We start from the raw sequence: 16,872 nt of genomic DNA, 5'->3' as shown, positions 1-16,872 counted from the left end.
CGTATATACGAACAAAAGGCTTGCCCCTTTTAGAGCAAGCCTTTTTATTCCTTACTACACTTCCTCTGACTTTTTCTTCGCCGCCTCAATTAAGAAGTCAATGCTAACGTGAGTTTGCAGAATACTCGGTTGCCAACCAGTAACGTACTCAATAAAACCTAGCCCTTCTAAATCATCGTCGTCCCAGAATGGTGGCTTTATTGACAAGGAAGTCCAATCAAGCGGTAATCCTGTTGCTTCGCTTACGGGGTGAGTGAAATACGAAAGAAAGCAGTCCTCCCCAATCAAACCCTCCTGCCCTGGAATAAACTCTGGTTTAAATCGCTGCCCCTCCACAGTTACTAGCCACATAATATCCACCATACCATCTGGGTATTTCTTGCGAACTGCTTCTAACCACAGTTCAAATAATTCCGAAGCATCTAGTCGCCCAGAATAATCATACGTCATACCAGTCAAATTAATTTCGTACTTAGCAATCAGGCTCCCTTTAACGATAAGGTTTTCATTGGTCAAACTGCGGAAAATATAATTATTCATTTTCAAATCCTTCGAAATAATCGTTCCCCTTATTCCCTTGCATTCTCCAGAAACAAAAAGAACACATAAAGAAAATAAAATCAGGGATTAAGAGGTTATTTGTTACTATGTTCCCCTATTCCCCCTATATTCTATTAATTTTTTATCACTACTAATGAAAGCAGTCTTTGTTTAATTAAACGAAATAATAGGCTTTATTGGGAACAAGGGAACATTGGGGTATTTTAAATTAAGTTACTGATAATACTTTTATCTATGATACTAATGTTCCCTTTTGTTCTTTTTGTTCCCCCACGCCAACATCTTTTAACGCAAAGTAATAAGTCTTCCCGGTATCTGGGTGGGTAGTTTGGCCAATAGCTTCCATTGCCCCTGCTGTTTCCAGAATCTCGTTAAGGTGCTTAGATGACTTATTCGACAGTTTTACAAGAACCGCGTGTGGCATGAGTCCTTGTAAAAGAGCCTCTCGGTGACGATCAAACAAAAGGCCTTTACGCTGTTCGCCGTGTCGTTTAGCTTGGCTAATAATAGAAGTAATGCGGTTTACTTCTTTGCTTGTTGCCGTCGCCCCCCCCTCTTCAGTCATAAACTCCGACATGTATGCCGTGGACCATTTCACAAGGTCAATTGCCTTCCGTACATGCTCTACTTGAATCATGTTCTCTTCGGCAAAGTTACCCGCACCGTCGGTCGGTGGAATAGAATCCATCCAATAAAGTAACGAGAGACGGCGGGCATTTTCCTCAGCACGATTGAATAAGCTTCGCTCCATACTCTCTGCTGTACGCATTGCTTCACGGTTTTCCTTGCCGTACCGGTTCAACATTTCCTCAGCTTCTACCGTCGTTGGTACGTACAGAGGGAATTTTCGACTGTATGGCAGATGCCCACGCCAGTTCGTAAATTTGTCTATCACTTTTAGTCCTTCCAACACGTGTGGCTTAAGTTTTTCGTGGCTGTTGTTCTGCTTTTCCGGCACATCGAACACAGCAGGAAAAAGCGTAAGTCGCGGCAATAGACCTGTAGCAGAATCTTCGTGGTTCAACACGCCTCCCAATGTACTAGGCGTCGTAAAACCCATTAAGCAGATATGGGGATACTCAATCAACTTGTCACTGTTGCGATCACGGTCAGCGTAAACTGTCGGCTTAATAATCGAACTGCTTGCCGAGTAGCCCTGCAGGAAACAATCATAGAGTTGTGCCATGTAATCGCCCTTGTTATTTTTGATAGCATCAAACAAGAAACCGCACTCATCAGCAAGAAGCAGGACTTCAGGGTTGTCCTTTAAAAAGCTCCAAAATGCTGGACCACTTGCAAACTTATTCTGAACCTTTTTGTTAAAATCATGGTTGGCTAGACTCAACACCTCTCCAACTTTATTGATGTGGTGCTGCTTGCCGCAGCCAGTTTCACCAGTACAGATAACCATCATGTTCGAACGTACTCGAGAACGAGTACCAACTAAGCGGCCACCACTCAACATTGACAAAATCATAAATACTGATGCTAAAGCGAATGTTGGCTGTGGGTACATGGCTGTTTTCATAATGTAGTCAAAAATATCTTTCCCGATACCTTTGAAAGACATGCAATGCTCTGGCGGTGGGGCAATGTCATAACTTACTGTGTTCACGGATACCGGATGAATCTCTGCTGAGGATGTTTGGCCAAGGAATACGTTTAGATCAAACTCCTGAACTGATGAATACGGCTTTTTGTTTTTAAACAGATTGCGATTGTGATCACAGATGCTGATACCTTCGTCGGTATAGATCGTATTGCCAGCTTCAATAAGTGCAGCCTTAAAGTTACCTTGATGCTCAAACTCAACATATAGGTCGAACGAATCAAACGATTTGCCATGTAGTGAATCATTACCATGATGAGAAAAAGCACGTTCACTGTCAGGGAACAGGTATACCCCAGCAGATCCGCTTTGACTGTTCGGATGGATAGCACGCTGTTTGGAAGTAAACTTATAATCATAACGCACCATCAACTCACGAATAGCGAACTTTTGGTTGTAGGCTTCAATCGGGCTCAGCTCACCCTCCCCTAGATGAATCGCTCGTGATGATACTGGTTGTGCAGTTTCCGAAGCCACCTTCAATAAATCGAAGTCCAAGGCGTCAGCAACTAGCGGATGGCTATCATCCGAGATGTCCAATGGTGTACCTTCGTCCACAATTAAATGCTGGTAATCACCGTCTGCGGTTACGACTGGAAGCAACCAAGCCTGGGCCAACGTTTTACTGCAGTTATCAGAATCTAAGAACAGTACATCATTCAGGTAATTGCTAACGATTGACCAACGCTCATGATGTGACTTTTCAGCCAACGGAATAACTACACGAAAACGTGGCAATGCTGTTGTATGGCTTAATGTCGAAAAAACACAGAAACGCTGAACCTTTAAGTCCAGAAATACCTGAGCCACCCCGTCGATGTCCAGCTCCGGGGCATCCAAGTCCAGTACAATGGCGGTCAAACCCGCACGCTTCACCGCTTTGTCGTTACGAGAACGAGCAGGGCTAGTGATGAAGTTCTGTTGCACTTTCTTCACCTCTCCTTGCTCCTGATTGGACATCTCGTGATACTGATGAACAGTCACCGCAATCTTCGTTGGTTTACGCACCTGTTCCAGTAAGTCTGTGTAAGCCATTGGGCTCAGGTTTGTTGTTTTTGTAATTGTTTTTGCCGTGCTAAAGTTCATTGTAACCACCTTCTTCCGTTGTTCCCTGTGTATCCGTATTCCCTTCCGCTTTGCTTAAATAAGCTTCAATATCACAAATGCGATAACGAACTGCTCGCTCAACCTTTACGAAGGGAATGCCTCGTCCTTCGAAACGCTGATTTGCGAGAGTCTTTTCTGTTACCTGAAGTAGTTCAGATAACTGCTGCGGAGTTAAAAAATTTGTCATCGGTTTCCCTTTAGTACTGTTTCAGTCCACTGTGGACACGAGAAATACTGACAAATAGAAATAGTGACAGACAATACTGTCATACTGACAGGTACAATATGGCAGGCACAAAAAAGCCCACGAGACTGTGGGCTTTAGTGAAGGATGTATTACTTATAAATCAGGCATTTGCTTAATAATTTCTTGACCAAAAACGTTAGCTTGACGTGTATTAAAGCCATGATTGTCCATCAAGTAATTCTCAACCTGCGTCAAGGTTTTAAATCGTAGTGCCCCATTCTCGCACTGGCTTAATACACTCTTGAACTGTGCGAATACAGGGGACTTATCCTGCCTTTGGTTTTCTAACTCAGCCTGCTCAACGTGCCAAATTGCCACACCTATTGCATCTTCTGAATTAGACGTACCAGTCACCTCGATCAAGTCGTCCAATGTCCCTTTTCGATCAATGCCTGTTGAAGGCCCCATAGGGAAACAAAATGAGTTCGTTGAGCTTTCCGCCTTTAGTTTTGCTAAATATCTTTCGGCATCACGGCAAAAAAGTAATACGTCATATAAATTAAGTTTGTCGCGGATAATCTCTCCCATGACAATTCTGGGTTTAAAACCGAAACCTTCACGAAAGTCAGTCCGGGGGGTATCATTTACAACAGTGTACGCTACTTCATCCAACCCATATACGTATCTATGCGACCCTCTTCCAATCAATACTTTCGAATCAGTCACGTAATCCCCCGCAGGGAGACGTATGATTGAATCAGCTTCTATATTGTCATTGTCCGTGCAATGTCCCTCAACGGCTGAGAACTCTTTCTCAATTTTAACCACCTGTCGTATTTCACCGGTTTCAACAACAAACTGGATTAGCTTGAGCTGTTGTTCTGCAGAATACAACATATCTGGATAAACACTTGTAAGCCCTTTATGCCCGCTTTCAAAAACAGTTTTTGCAAATTCGTGTGGCGTCAATAACACCCTTTCCATAAATAACCTTTTATAAATTTCAGCTGCCACCACAGTGGTAACTTACTGATAATATTAAACATTCACCCTCGCATGAACCACTTCTTATAAAACACTACATACCCTTTAGAATTTGGGACCATAAAATATAAACATAATCCAATCAAGAAAAAATGTAACTCATTGTTTTTATTTAAATATAAATAACAACGAATAACAACAATAGGCATTAATACGTCACAATCCCTAATGCCAAATAGCCCGCCCAAGCATTAGCAAAATCTAATGAAAGTGATATAATTAGAACTTGCTAATGCAAGGGATTTTATTATGGCAGCACCTAAAGGAAACCAGAACAACAACAAATACCAACCGATATATGCCGTACAAGTGAACAAGCTCTGTTTGATGGGGGCTCGTGATCAGGATTTAGCGGATTTTTTTGAAGTTCACAGAGACACCATCTTCCACTGGGTCAGCCTTTATCCAGAGTTCGCAGAAGCAAGAAAGCGTGGAAAGCTGGCTGCCGATGCCGAAGTGGCGTATAACCTATTCAATAGAGCAATGGGTGTAACAGTGACCAAGCAGAAAGTATTAAGCTCTGGTCAAGTAGTCGAGTATCAGGAAGAGTTACCACCCGATGTTCGAGCGATGGAGTTTTGGCTCAAATGTCGGAGTCGTAGCAATTGGAACCCGAGTCAACAAGTCGAACTGTCTGGCAGTCAAGAAAACCCGCTCGCCTTTATTCTTGCGGATATTGCGAAAGAATCAGAGGATGCTTCCCCTCTCCCGAAAATTGTTTAAAAAAGCACCCAATTTAACATAATAACGATAATCTGAACCAAATGAGTTCGCCCATTTTAAAATGTCCCACGAAACGTCTATATTCCGAAGTTTAGTCACCCAATACGAGTGAATAGAAAGTGCATAAACCATGCATAAATGAACACATTTTAAAATCAGAACGAAAGCGCCATTTTCAACACTTTTGTTGTGACTACAATCTAATCGCGCACATATGAACAGAGCTGTCGACTAATCGACAGCAATTCTTGTCTGTTTGCAATATTTCTAACGCCTTCACCTAATTTCTACAAGGGATTACCATAACTCTGAGCGTAATACAAACTCAAAGCCCCTATCTTGAATGCCGTCAGAAGATGGGGTTGCTATTGAAATCGTCCATATTTAACTCGGTAAAATGCCGCCAGAGTGCAGACATAGCGGGGGTCATTTCTTCCGTAGAGAAGCGATACAATTTAATCTTGGCTGGTATAGCAGCAATAGAATCCGAGAATTGCGTCAATCTCTGTTCCTCAAGCTCTTCTTGAACAAAACCTGCGGGTAACCACGCAACACCATGACCAGATAAAGCCATCGACTTCAATGAATGGGTCACTGCATTTTCATAAACAATTTTAAAGTTACACTTGCTCTGCCCCAATGAGCCGTGTTTTTCTAACACCTGCGCAAAGAAAGTGCTAGATGGGTAATTCAACAGCGGAATAGTAGCATTTTTAGCATCTCTAAAAAGTGGTGAACCATCTTCTTTTGTGGCCACAACAGGAATAAGGCAGTCAGTACCAATCGTAACAGATTCCACTTCTGGGTTAGGTATATAAAGACGAGTACCTTTGAATGATAAACCAATCAAGAAGTCAGAACGGTTATCTAAAAAGGATTGTACGGAATCATGCAAATTTTTTGGACAAACACACACCGTTGCAAATTTAAATGCCTCTGCATTGTTGTTAATCATTCGATTTACCACATATTCAGATAGAGAGTGCTGGGTATGAAATGTGATCGTTGTTTCATTATTGTTAACTTGCTTAACCGTTTCTAGCCTAGCGAACTCTATCTGTTGCTTCAACTCGTTTGCGTGTTTTAAAAATCTAAAACCAGCTTTGGTGAACGTAGCCGGATAAGTGTTTCTATTAACTAGATCAGCGCCAAGCCACTCTTCCAATAGCTTGATTCTTCTACCAAAAGCTGGCTGGGTAACATTTCTCGCCTTGGCTGCTTTCGCAAAGCTACCATACTGAGATAGGTACAAAAAATCCTCTATCCACTTTAAATCCATTTTCTTTCCTTGGGATCTTCGCCCTTTAGTATTTACAACCAAATAAAAAAATATTAACAAGCCTGTTAAAAAAAAGCATTATCTTTCGGGCTACGTCGAGCGCTAATGTAATTGGGTGTTAAACATATCACTTACATTGACAGGAGACATAAAATGCATTTAGCACGTTATCCACGTTTGAACTTTGCTCATTTAGACACACCACTTGAGCTAATGGAAAACCTAAGCAAGGTACTGGGCGGTCCGAACATCTGGATCAAACGAGATGATTGCACTGGCCTAGCTGGTGGTGGCAACAAAACTCGTAAGCTTGAGTTCTTGATGGCAGACGCTGTTGAAAAAGGTGCTGACACGATTATTACTCAAGGTGCCACTCAGTCAAATCATGCGCGTCAGACCGCAGCTATCGCAGCTAAATTAAATATGAATTGTTACATCTTGCTAGAAGACCGCACAGGTAGCGACGACCCTGACTACAAATTTAACGGCAACGTCATGCTGGACCAGTTGTTCAATGCAAAATTATCGAAATACACTGGCGGTACCGATATGAATGCAGCAATGGAAGATGTTGCGGCGACATTGCGTGCAGAAGGTAAAAATCCATACATTATCCCTGGCGGTGGTTCTAACCATATTGGCGCGCTTGGCTATGTAAACTGCGCATTAGAGATCCTAAAACAAAGCAATGACCAACAGCTAAAAATCGACCACGTTGTGCATGCAACAGGCAGTGCGGGTACTCAAGCTGGTCTAGTAACTGGTTTCGCAATGACAAACAGCCAGATACCAGTATTGGGTGTCGGTGTTCGTGTCGACAAACCAACTCAAGAAGGAAACGTGTTCAAACTGGCGCAACGTACAGCAGAACATCTAGGCGCTAAAGATGCGGTATCACGTGAAGATGTAGTAGCAAACTGTGACTACGTTGGTGAGGGTTACGGCATTCCTGCTCCTTCGACCATTGAAGCCATCAATATGTTCTCTACTTACGAAGGCATCCTGTTAGACCCAGTTTATTCAGGAAAAGGCGCAGCCGGCTTAATTGATCTGATTCGCAAAGGGCATTTCAAGAAGGGCGAAAACATTGTATTTGTTCACACTGGCGGCTCGCAGGCACTCTTTGGCTACCGCGACAGCTTCGATTTTGCGAACTACGAATAAGCGCTGAGGTAAGAGAAAGTCATGGCCAATATCCTAAGTAATAATGCACATGTTGAGCAGTTAGCCACCCTCAAGAACACCTATGCTCCAGGGGTTTTGATCTCTGTTCTTGTTGGTTTAGCCGCGCTTTATCTATCAAATAACTATGGTGCGCCAGCAATGTTAATGGCTCTTTTACTGGGTATGGCCTTTAACTTTCTTAGCGTGGAACCCGCCTATGCCAAAGGGCTGGAATTTACAGCCAAAACTGTATTAAGAATTGGCGTTGCACTGCTTGGCGTACGAATCACCTTGGGTGATATCACAGCGCTTGGTGTAACCCCAATCATCACAGTCTGCGCGGCCGTCGGTTCCACCATTGCTTTTGGCCTCTTCCTGGCAAAACGAATGGGGTTCAATTCTCACTTTGGTTTGCTCACGGGTGGCTCAGTGGCTATTTGCGGTGCTTCTGCAGCGATGGCTATCAGTGCCATTTTACCGCAGAGCGAAGAGTCAAAACGTAACACCTTGTTCACCGTCATCGCGGTCACCACGCTCAGTACAATCGCAATGGTGCTTTACCCTCTCATCGCGCTTGCACTCGAGCTTAATACAACGGAAATAGGCTTCTTTTTAGGTGGCACGATACACGATGTGGCACAAGTAGTGGGCGCTGGATATAGCGTGTCGGAGGAAGCCGGTAACTTAAGTACCTTTGTTAAGTTATTGCGCGTCGCTACGCTCGTCCCTGTGGTGTTAATCGCATCATTTTTCTTAATGAAGCATAACGCTTCGCATCAAGGTAACAAAGTACAACTGCCCTTTTTCCTCGTGGGTTTTATATTGATTTTTATTGTTAACAGCACTGGGGTAATCCCAGCTGCGCCGCTGGAGTTACTTAACGCGCTATCGTCGAAGTTGCTTCTAATCGCGGTGGCAGCACTCGGTGTGCGAACGTCACTAAAAGACGTATTAACGGTCGGTATAAAACCTATCTTACTCGTTGTTATGGAAACGCTATTTATAGCAGCAGTTATTTTACTCTGTATTTTCTTCACTAGATAAACACTCAAGGAAATAAAATGGAATTTATTAAAACAGCCAACAAAAAAGACAACGTGGTTGATAACGATATAGAAACACGTGCAATCGTCGAAGGCATGCTGAAAAAAATCGAGCAAGAAGGTGAACAAGCGGTCGCTGAATACGCGGAAAAGTTCGATAGCTGGACGTCTGAGTTTGTTTTATCGAGCGAGAAACTGCAGCAACTCATCGACTCTGTGCCTCAAAGCGTCAAAGATGACATCGATTTTGCTCATAAACAGATTCAGCGATTTGCGAATGCACAACGTAACAGCTTAACCGAGTTCTCTATCGAAACAGAAGAAGGCGTCACCTTGGGGCAAAAAGTACTGCCTGTACAAGCCGCAGGATGTTACGTACCAGGAGGCCGATACGCACACGCGGCTTCTGCACTAATGAGTGTCGCAACCGCCAAAGCAGCGGGCGTTCCAAATATTATCGCTTGTTCTCCACCACGCGGTGAAAGCATTAACCCAGCCGTTGCTTACGCAATGCACGTTGCAGGTGCGGATATCATTCTAGAGATGGGTGGCGTACACGCTATCGCGACCATGGCGAATGGTCTGTTTGGTACACCAAAAGTCGACATCATTGTTGGCCCTGGTAACGCGTATGTAGCAGAAGCGAAACGCGCTCTGTTTGGCCCGGTTGGGATTGATGTGTTTGCTGGCCCAACGGAATCGGCCATCATCGCGGATAAGCACGCTGACCCAATGACGATTGCCGTCGATCTGGTTTCTCAGGCAGAGCATGGCATCAACTCCCCTGTTTGGTTATTTACCACCTCACGCGAAATTGGCGAAGAAGTGCTGGCGATCATGCCTTCTGTCATTGCCGATATGCCAAACGCGGATGTTTGCGAAGCATCATGGCGTGATTACGGCGAAATCATCTTCTGCGAAGACAAAGCAGAGCTTGCGAAAGTCAGCGATGAATACGCGTGCGAGCACCTACAAGTCATGACTGAAGACTTGGAATGGTGGAAAAACAACCTTAACAACTACGGCTCTCTTTTCCTAGGTGAAGGAAGCACGGTCACTCATGGCGATAAATGCTCTGGCACCAACCATATTTTGCCAACCAAATGTGCCGCGCGTTACAGCGGTGGTCTTAATGTACAAAAATTCATGAAAGTGCTGACTTATCAACAGATCAGCAACGAAGCCAACCTCATTTTTAGTGCGGCAGGATCTCGTATTTCACGCACTGAAGGCATGGAAGGCCACGCACGTGCTTGTGATTGGCGACTACGAAAGTACTTCCCAGACATGGAATGGGATTTCGAAGTTTACAACCAGAAGTCGTACACCTCTGAGGAAGTTTAGATGGAAAGATTCACCAAATCATTCACTCAACAAGCGCCTATCCCTGAGGAAGGGATCGCGCTTGCTGTAGAGGTGATGCGTACAGGTCGCTTGCATCGCTACAACGTTGATCCAGGTGAAAAAAGCACGACCGATCAACTTGAGTTAGCCTTTGCTCAATACATGAGCATGGATAATTGTTTGGCGTGTGCTTCATGCGGGTATGCTCTTCATATCGCTATGCGCAGCGTTGGGGTCAGTCACGGTGACAAAGTGCTATGTAACGCGTTTACTTTAGCACCAGTACCGGGCGCGATTCATAACACAGGGGCCACTCCGGTACTGGTTGAGATTGATGAAAATCTGTGTATCGACTTAGATGACCTTGAAGGCAAAGCCAATCAAAGCGGAGCCAAATTCTTACTGCTCTCTCATATGCGTGGTCACATTGCGGATATGGATAGAGTGATCGATATTTGCCACCGCTACGACCTCACGCTAATAGAAGACTGCGCACATACCATGGGCGCGAAGTGGAATGGCAAACTTAGCGGCAGTTTTGGCGATGTGGCCTGCTTTAGCACCCAAACCTATAAGCACATGAACTCTGGCGAAGGTGGCTTACTGGTTACTCCGCACAAGAAGATCATAGCAAAAGCGATCATCTACTCAGGCTCTTACATGCTATATGACCGTCACCATGCCGCGCCAGAAATCAGCGAGTTTGACGATGTTCGTCTACAAACCCCGAACTATAGTGGTCGTATGGATAACTTGCGCGCCGCGACCTTGCTGCCACAAATTGCCAAATTGGATGAAGATTGCAAAGCATGGAACTTACGTCACGATATTGTTGCAGAAGTGCTTGCCACCAGCGACAAGATCAAACTAACCAAGCGACCACAGAAAGAGCAGTTTGTTGCCAGTTCCATTCAGTTTAGCCTGCCTACTTTCAGTGCAGAGCGGTGTGTTTCTCTGGTAGAGCGATGTGCCAAACGCGGTGTAGTGCTTAAGTGGTTTGGTAGCAACACCCCTGAAAGTTACACCAGTAAATACGATAGCTGGACCTACCTTAACGACGAAACTCAGTTAGTTAAAACCGATCAGGTGCTGTCTACCCTACTTGATATGCGCCTGCCTCTTACTTTTGACGAACAAGATTGCAGCTTAATTGCCAAGATCATCGTTCAAGAAGTGGAGGCAACCAATGAGTAACCAACTAACTCCTGGTGTTATTGGTGGTATGGGCCCCGAAGCAACGATTGATTTGATGTACCGCGTGTTTGAACAAACCTCAGCGTCAGACGACAGTGGCCACATACGACTGCTAGTCGATAACAACCCTAAAGTGCCTTCACGAATTAAAGCCATTATTGAAGGCACAGGCGAGAGCCCAGCTCCTTGTATGGTTCAAATGGCACAAGGGCTCGTCAGCCAAGGGGCCGACTTTTTAGTTATCCCTTGCAACACCGCTCATTACTACTACCAAGACGTTGCAAGTTCAGTCGATGTCCCTGTGATCAATTTGCTCGATATTACTGCCGAAGCAATGCGCTCACTTGGCTGCTTCAAGATCGGCTTGCTGGGTTCAACCGCTCTACAGATAACCGACATTTATGGCCCGGTATTTAGTAAGCATGGCCTAATCCCAGTTTATCCAGATACACATCATCAGGATGATTTGATGGCGCTGATCAAAGCCATCAAAGCAAAATCATTCACCGATGATGACCTGAAAACTCTGGACGAGCTACAAATCCACATGGCCAACCAAGGTGTGGATTGTCTTGCTCTCGTCTGTACTGAGCTTTCAGTAATTAAAAACAAAATAGAGTCTGATGTACCTGTAATCGATGCGGTAGACATTCTATCCAAGGAAATCATTGAACGCGCACAACAAACTAAACCTAACCTATGAGGGAACGAACTATGAAAAAGACGATTATATTAAGTACTGCAATGCTTTTATCGTTTTCAGCCAATGCCGCCAAATGGAATATTGCGATTGGTGATGGTGCAGGCTCAACACAAGAGATCATTGCTCAAAAGTTTTCTGACATTCTTGCCGATGAAACGAATGGCAAGATAGAAACAGCCCTGTTTGTAAATGGTCAACTAGGCTCAGAGCAAGCTACCGTCAACGATGTCTCTATGGGGCTTCTTGATATGTCTGTTGTGGGTAGTTCCAACCTAGCAGCATTGTCCCCTGCTATTGGCTTATTTACTTATCCATACATGTTCCACAACATCGACGATGCTAAAAAAGCACTAGAAAGTGATGTGACGAAAAAAATTGAGCAAGATGTCCTCAAGCAAGCCAATGTACGCATTGTTTCTTGGACTTATTCTGGCTTTCGCCGCTTAACAAACTCCGATCACCCAGTCACAAAGTTAGAAGATCTACAAGGACTGTCGGTGCGTGTACCGAAAAGCAAAGTGATTCTTGATACCTACAAATCGCTGGGTATTGGTGCAACACCAATCGCGTGGAGTGAAACGTTCGCAGCTTTGCAGCAAGGCGTGGTTGATGGACAAGAAACGCCTTATGCCGCGATTCAGTCAATGAAGTTTGGTGAAATTCAAAAGTACCTGACTGAAACACATTATCTATTCCAAATCGAGCCTGTACTGATGTCAGAAAGCTTATATCAAGCGCAGTCGGATGAGGTAAAACGCGCGATTGATAAAGCGGGTGACGAAGCAGAGCTATACAGCTACGAGTATCTCATCAAGACCGAAGACAAAATCAAACAAGACTTAGTTGCCAATTACGGCATGAAGATCAGCAAGCTCGAAGATGAGCAAAAGTGGATCGACAAACTACAAAAAGACGTGTGGCCAAAGTACTTTGACGAAGTAGGTGGCAAAGAGCGCGTAAATGAGCTTCTGAAAGCACTGGGCCGCGACACTCTATAGACAAAACTAGCCAATGTGGGGAGTCATCCCCGCATTATTTCTACAGGGAAGTAGTATGTTTAAAAATTTAATTGATAATTTCGAAAACTACATCTGCCGAATTCTACTCGTTGCATTCACCTCTATTTTATTTATGCAAATAATTGCGAGGGAAATATTCGACCACTCCATAAGCTGGAGTGAAGAGTCCGCAGTTTATTTATTTGTTTGGTTTGTTTTTTTTGGTGCCAGCAGAGCAATTCGTATAGAAGCTCATAATAGAATTGACTTCCAATATAAATACTTACCTAACAAAGTTGTGGCTATTTTCAAAGTATTAGCAGAGCTATCTTGGTTGATGTTCAATCTCTATTTTTTCTATTTATGCTACGACTTTGTATTTAATAAAATGAATTTATATTGGAAGTCACAAACATTAGGCATTCCTATGAAAATGATTTATATGATCATGCCGCTTGCCTTCCTAATGATGACCATAAGGCATATTCAGGTAAATCTAAAAAAGTTATTTGATCGTGGCGTTGCCGCTGATGCTAGTTTAAGAAACAAACAAGCCAAGGAGATGACATGATTCCTTTAAGTACCACATTTGTTCTTTTTGCAACGTTTTTCTTGCTGTTGCTTATCGGATCCCCTATCGCGGTGGCTTTAGGCGGCGCATCGGTATTATCTTATCTTCAGCTTGATCAAAACCCTATTAAACTGGTCCAGCTAGGCTTTAATGCTATTGGCTCTTTCCCCCTTATGGCGATCCCTGCATTCATCTTCGCGGGCGCCATTATGGAAGCTGCAGGCATTTCAAAACGCTTGGTGCATATCGCTGAAACGTTATCGGGTTCATTCACGGGCGGCATAGGTGCATCAACGGTTGTCGCTTGTATTTTCTTCGGCGCAATATCGGGTTCTGGCCCGGCAACTACTGCAGCGGTTGGGATGTTAATGATTCCAGCAATGATCAAGCATAACTACGGCAAAGACTATTCTTCAGCTTTAACTGCGGCCTCAGGCGGTTTAGGTATTATCATCCCACCTTCTATTCCAATGGTTATTTTTGGTATTTCAGCAATGGGAATCGCAGCACCATTTGAAGCAATCGAAGAATTTGGGCAGTTTCAATCTATATCGATCAGTAAAATGTTTGTAGCGGGCGTGATTCCCGGTTTAATTATGTCGATCAGTATTCTGATCTATAATTACTTCTATTGTAAACGCTCAAAGATCGCACGCTCCGATCATGCTTGGTCTTTCAAAGAATCCGTTCAAGCTTGTAAAGATGGTATATGGTCACTCAGTGCACCCGTGGTTATTCTAGGTGGTATCTACACTGGCTTATTTACCCCGACAGAGTCTGCCATTGTCACTATTTTCTACGTACTGTTTGTCGGCGTATTTATCCATAAAGAGCTAACCTGGAAAGAGTTCACTAAGTGCATTGATTCGACCGCTTGGTTGTCTGGCCGCATCATGCTGATACTGCTTACCGCGACTGCTTTCGGCCGTTTATTAGTAGAAAACCAAATTCCTGTTGTGATTGTTGATGCATTAACAGCCCTAACAACTAATCCTTATATAATTTGGTTGCTGATTATTGGTATTCTTCTGTTTGTCGGGATGTTTATGGAAACATTAGCGGCAATCATGATTTTAACGCCAGTGTTACTACCGGTCACTTATACACTAGGTATCGATCCTGTACATTTCGGTGTTGTGATGATTTGCGCTCTGTCCATTGGCTTTTCAACGCCACCTCTTGGTGAGAACTTATTTGTAGCGTCTGCAATCGCGGAAACGCCTTTTGAAAAAATTACAGCAAAAGTGACACCTATCGTTTTTATTGCGGTAGTAGCTGTTGTCATTATCGCGTTTGTTCCCCAAATTTCGCTCTGGTTACCTAGCCTGTTCTATTAACCAGCAAAAAATAAAGGTGCTGTGCTTTAAAAGTACAGCGCCTTTTTGCTTCCTACAGTTCTAATTTAAGGGAAAAAGTGAAATGAGTAATTTCGCTAGTACAGTGAGAAAATATACCGATGAGATATCAGAACAGACTAAAGGGGTCTTCTCCTCCGTACTTTGTTCATTGCTATTTGCACTTATTCCAGCCTATGTACAATTGCAGCCCACTCTTACAGCCAGTCCTGTGGAAGGAGGAGAAGCCCACTGGCTTGCTGTACAGCGGATAATCTGGAGCTCAATGCTGTTCTTTGTACTATTGTCAGTAACAAATAGAGTCCACCTTTTCAGACAAGCATTAAGCCAATGGAGAATGTGGCCTAAGTATTCCCTATCCGCCCTTTTAGTTGCTCCACAATATTGGCTATTTGTCTGGGCCCCCTCTAATGGAGAAACCTTATCGCTAGCCCTAGGTTACTTCACAATGCCTATTGTTATGGTTCTAGTTGGACGGTATTTTTACAAGGAAACATTGTCACCTTACCAAAAATTAGCTTGTTATTTCGCGCTTTCTGGTACGCTGTACGCTTACGCCCTATCTGATGGTATTTCTTGGGTTGTGCTTTGTGTTGCTTTGGGCTATCCCGTTTATTTTATTCATAGAAAGACTATGTCATTATCCACGGATATTGGATTAGCCATGGATCACCTTTTTCTGATGCCACTGGCCATGATCGGTCTATTTTATCTCTATCCTGCCGACTATTTTTTCACTCTTCCTAAGAGTACATATTTATACTACATTGGATTAGGTATCGTAGCGGTTACACCTATGCTTCTCTATCTATATGCTTACTCCAAACTTAAAGTATCTGTTTTTGGATTACTCGGCTACGTAGAACCCATGTTTATATTCATTGTTGGCCTGATGATCGGAGACACGATATCTTCACAAGAAGTACCGACCTACCTATTCATTATTCTCTCCATAATCGCACTTTTATTAGATAGCCTTAAGAGGCTGAGGTGAAGGTACGGGGTGGACCAAAACGTTACACCCCCTCCCCCACATCTATATATTGGCATCAGAAACTTACCTGATTTTTAAATTCAGAAACTTTCCCTAATGTTGTTTACCACGCTAATCAAAAAGCCTTGCAGCTAAAGCTTCAGCATCCAACTTCACGTACCTACTCAACACTCGGTGGTCCCGATGACCAGAAACCTTAGATACCAGCACGCTGTCATGCCCTGCCTCTATAAGTTTGGATAACCTGTAATGCCTGAGTGAATGCAAGACGAACTCATGCAGTCCTTCTTCATCGGCTGCTTTTCGAAATTTCTTGCTTACGTATTCTGGTAATGCGCTAAAGATTGGATACGTTGGTGCCCTGTCCGTGGTTAACTCCATCCTTTTTCCTAGTATCGCCATTGCCGTAGTAGAAAGCGGAACCTTACGGTCTTCCCCGTTCTTTGTGTTCCATAGCTGTACGTATCGATGTTCAAGGTACACATCGCACCTTCGCAGTTTCAGAACTTCATTCCTGCGACAGGCTGTTTCACTTAACAGCATACAAATGTCGCGTAGTTCTTCCGAGGGTAATCTGGCAACAACCGACTGAACTTGTTCATTGGTTGGAATGAATTGGCGGACGCCGTAATCTTTTGGCAACCGTATCTGTTTAAAAATATCTGGGATTTGTAAGCCAATATCCCGACGAAGCCAATTGAGCATTGCTTGCAGGGCAGCGGCATCTTTCCGAACAGTACCTGGCTTAACACTAGATAGACGATGAGTAATGAAAGAGTTGATGTTATCCCTAGCATAAGGGCTTGTGGTGAGATCTTTGATCAAATAAGAAGAAAAGTAGCGGCTGATTCGCTCTAATCGGTACTTTAACGTCCCAATGTAAGTTTTATGGTATTGCGCTCGAATTTGAACGTAGCTGTCTATACAACACGGAACTGGAGTGTTTAAATTAAGGTTTTGTTGTGGAGTTTTTGTGAGATTGTTCACTAAATACAT

At 43.7% G+C, this 16,872-nt stretch carries 16 protein-coding genes; 10 read left to right on the top strand and 6 right to left on the bottom strand.

Features of this window, described 5'->3' with window-relative positions; genetic code table 11:
• Positions 1 to 54 precede the first annotated feature (54 nt).
• From L9Q40_RS00660 to L9Q40_RS00645, 4 genes are all read right to left on the bottom strand, one after another.
• Positions 55 to 540 (bottom strand): hypothetical protein, encoded by a 486-nt coding sequence (locus L9Q40_RS00660; protein ID WP_498791664.1) that lies wholly within the window; start codon positions 538 to 540, stop codon positions 55 to 57.
• A gap of 253 nt (positions 541 to 793) precedes the next feature.
• The gene (locus L9Q40_RS00655) at positions 794 to 3,256 is read right to left on the bottom strand and encodes a DUF3987 domain-containing protein (RefSeq protein ID WP_498791663.1); all 2,463 of its coding nucleotides are present in this window, start codon (positions 3,254 to 3,256) and stop codon (positions 794 to 796) included.
• Positions 3,246 to 3,464, bottom strand: a complete 219-nt coding sequence (locus L9Q40_RS00650) for a helix-turn-helix domain-containing protein (RefSeq protein ID WP_243976286.1) — start codon at positions 3,462 to 3,464, stop codon at positions 3,246 to 3,248. The genes L9Q40_RS00655 and L9Q40_RS00650 overlap by 11 nt, the downstream gene beginning before the upstream one ends.
• A 153-nt stretch (positions 3,465 to 3,617) precedes the next feature.
• Positions 3,618 to 4,478 (bottom strand): hypothetical protein, encoded by an 861-nt coding sequence (locus L9Q40_RS00645; protein WP_498791662.1) that lies wholly within the window; start codon positions 4,476 to 4,478, stop codon positions 3,618 to 3,620.
• Positions 4,479 to 4,757: 279 nt separating this feature from the next.
• Here L9Q40_RS00645 and L9Q40_RS00640 point away from each other — a divergent pair, with 279 nt between their 5' ends.
• Positions 4,758 to 5,231 (top strand): hypothetical protein, encoded by a 474-nt coding sequence (locus L9Q40_RS00640; RefSeq protein ID WP_498791661.1) that lies wholly within the window; start codon positions 4,758 to 4,760, stop codon positions 5,229 to 5,231.
• 349 nt (positions 5,232 to 5,580) lie between these two features.
• Here L9Q40_RS00640 and L9Q40_RS00635 read toward each other — a convergent pair whose 3' ends face one another.
• The gene (locus L9Q40_RS00635) at positions 5,581 to 6,510 is read right to left on the bottom strand and encodes a LysR family transcriptional regulator (RefSeq protein ID WP_498791660.1); all 930 of its coding nucleotides are present in this window, start codon (positions 6,508 to 6,510) and stop codon (positions 5,581 to 5,583) included.
• A gap of 153 nt (positions 6,511 to 6,663) precedes the next feature.
• On the opposite strand from L9Q40_RS00635, the gene cuyA reads away from it, so the two are divergent.
• From cuyA to rarD, 9 genes are all read left to right on the top strand, one after another.
• Positions 6,664 to 7,674, top strand: a complete 1,011-nt coding sequence (gene cuyA, locus L9Q40_RS00630) for a D-cysteate sulfo-lyase (protein ID WP_498791659.1) — start codon at positions 6,664 to 6,666, stop codon at positions 7,672 to 7,674.
• 21 nt (positions 7,675 to 7,695) lie between these two features.
• Entirely contained in the window at positions 7,696 to 8,718 is a 1,023-nt protein-coding gene (locus tag L9Q40_RS00625) for a YeiH family protein (protein WP_498791658.1), read from the top strand.
• A 17-nt stretch (positions 8,719 to 8,735) separates the two neighbouring features.
• Positions 8,736 to 10,061: a histidinol dehydrogenase gene (gene hisD / locus L9Q40_RS00620; protein ID WP_498791657.1), complete on the top strand. Its 1,326-nt coding sequence runs from the start codon at positions 8,736 to 8,738 to the stop codon at positions 10,059 to 10,061.
• On the top strand, positions 10,062 to 11,255 hold the full coding sequence (locus tag L9Q40_RS00615) for a DegT/DnrJ/EryC1/StrS family aminotransferase (RefSeq protein WP_498791656.1): 1,194 nt from the start codon (positions 10,062 to 10,064) through the stop codon (positions 11,253 to 11,255).
• On the top strand, positions 11,248 to 11,958 hold the full coding sequence (gene cuyB, locus L9Q40_RS00610; protein ID WP_498791655.1) for a cysteate racemase: 711 nt from the start codon (positions 11,248 to 11,250) through the stop codon (positions 11,956 to 11,958). The genes L9Q40_RS00615 and cuyB overlap by 8 nt, the downstream gene beginning before the upstream one ends.
• An 11-nt stretch (positions 11,959 to 11,969) precedes the next feature.
• A complete protein-coding gene (locus tag L9Q40_RS00605) occupies positions 11,970 to 12,956 on the top strand; it encodes a TRAP transporter substrate-binding protein (protein WP_053394872.1) in 987 nt (328 codons plus the stop codon).
• Between the two features lie 55 nt (positions 12,957 to 13,011).
• Complete coding sequence (locus tag L9Q40_RS00600) at positions 13,012 to 13,527, top strand: TRAP transporter small permease (protein WP_498791654.1); 516 nt, start codon at positions 13,012 to 13,014, stop codon at positions 13,525 to 13,527.
• A complete protein-coding gene (locus tag L9Q40_RS00595) occupies positions 13,524 to 14,864 on the top strand; it encodes a TRAP transporter large permease (protein WP_498791653.1) in 1,341 nt (446 codons plus the stop codon). The genes L9Q40_RS00600 and L9Q40_RS00595 overlap by 4 nt, the downstream gene beginning before the upstream one ends.
• Before the next feature lie 82 nt (positions 14,865 to 14,946).
• Complete coding sequence (gene rarD / locus L9Q40_RS00590) at positions 14,947 to 15,876, top strand: EamA family transporter RarD (RefSeq protein WP_498791652.1); 930 nt, start codon at positions 14,947 to 14,949, stop codon at positions 15,874 to 15,876.
• Between the two features lie 111 nt (positions 15,877 to 15,987).
• Here rarD and L9Q40_RS00585 read toward each other — a convergent pair whose 3' ends face one another.
• Complete coding sequence (locus L9Q40_RS00585; protein WP_498791651.1) at positions 15,988 to 16,872, bottom strand: site-specific integrase; 885 nt, start codon at positions 16,870 to 16,872, stop codon at positions 15,988 to 15,990.

The organism is Allocatenococcus thiocycli, from assembly GCF_921292965.1.
Lineage (GTDB): Bacteria > Pseudomonadota > Gammaproteobacteria > Enterobacterales > Vibrionaceae > Vibrio > Vibrio natriegens.
Note: the sequence above shows the minus strand (reverse complement) of the source record. Positions and strands in the feature narration are given on the sequence as shown.

Coding starts and splice junctions, on each gene's coding strand:
- L9Q40_RS00660 (WP_498791664.1), bottom strand. CDS start 540: ATGAATAATTATATTTTCCGCAGTTTGACCAATGAAAACCTTATCGTT.
- L9Q40_RS00655 (WP_498791663.1), bottom strand. CDS start 3,256: ATGAACTTTAGCACGGCAAAAACAATTACAAAAACAACAAACCTGAGC.
- L9Q40_RS00650 (WP_243976286.1), bottom strand. CDS start 3,464: ATGACAAATTTTTTAACTCCGCAGCAGTTATCTGAACTACTTCAGGTA.
- L9Q40_RS00640 (WP_498791661.1), top strand. CDS start 4,758: ATGGCAGCACCTAAAGGAAACCAGAACAACAACAAATACCAACCGATA.
- L9Q40_RS00635 (WP_498791660.1), bottom strand. CDS start 6,510: ATGGATTTAAAGTGGATAGAGGATTTTTTGTACCTATCTCAGTATGGT.
- cuyA (WP_498791659.1), top strand. CDS start 6,664: ATGCATTTAGCACGTTATCCACGTTTGAACTTTGCTCATTTAGACACA.
- L9Q40_RS00625 (WP_498791658.1), top strand. CDS start 7,696: ATGGCCAATATCCTAAGTAATAATGCACATGTTGAGCAGTTAGCCACC.
- hisD (WP_498791657.1), top strand. CDS start 8,736: ATGGAATTTATTAAAACAGCCAACAAAAAAGACAACGTGGTTGATAAC.
- L9Q40_RS00615 (WP_498791656.1), top strand. CDS start 10,062: ATGGAAAGATTCACCAAATCATTCACTCAACAAGCGCCTATCCCTGAG.
- cuyB (WP_498791655.1), top strand. CDS start 11,248: ATGAGTAACCAACTAACTCCTGGTGTTATTGGTGGTATGGGCCCCGAA.
- L9Q40_RS00605 (WP_053394872.1), top strand. CDS start 11,970: ATGAAAAAGACGATTATATTAAGTACTGCAATGCTTTTATCGTTTTCA.
- L9Q40_RS00600 (WP_498791654.1), top strand. CDS start 13,012: ATGTTTAAAAATTTAATTGATAATTTCGAAAACTACATCTGCCGAATT.
- L9Q40_RS00595 (WP_498791653.1), top strand. CDS start 13,524: ATGATTCCTTTAAGTACCACATTTGTTCTTTTTGCAACGTTTTTCTTG.
- rarD (WP_498791652.1), top strand. CDS start 14,947: ATGAGTAATTTCGCTAGTACAGTGAGAAAATATACCGATGAGATATCA.
- L9Q40_RS00585 (WP_498791651.1), bottom strand. CDS start 16,872: ATGTATTTAGTGAACAATCTCACAAAAACTCCACAACAAAACCTTAAT.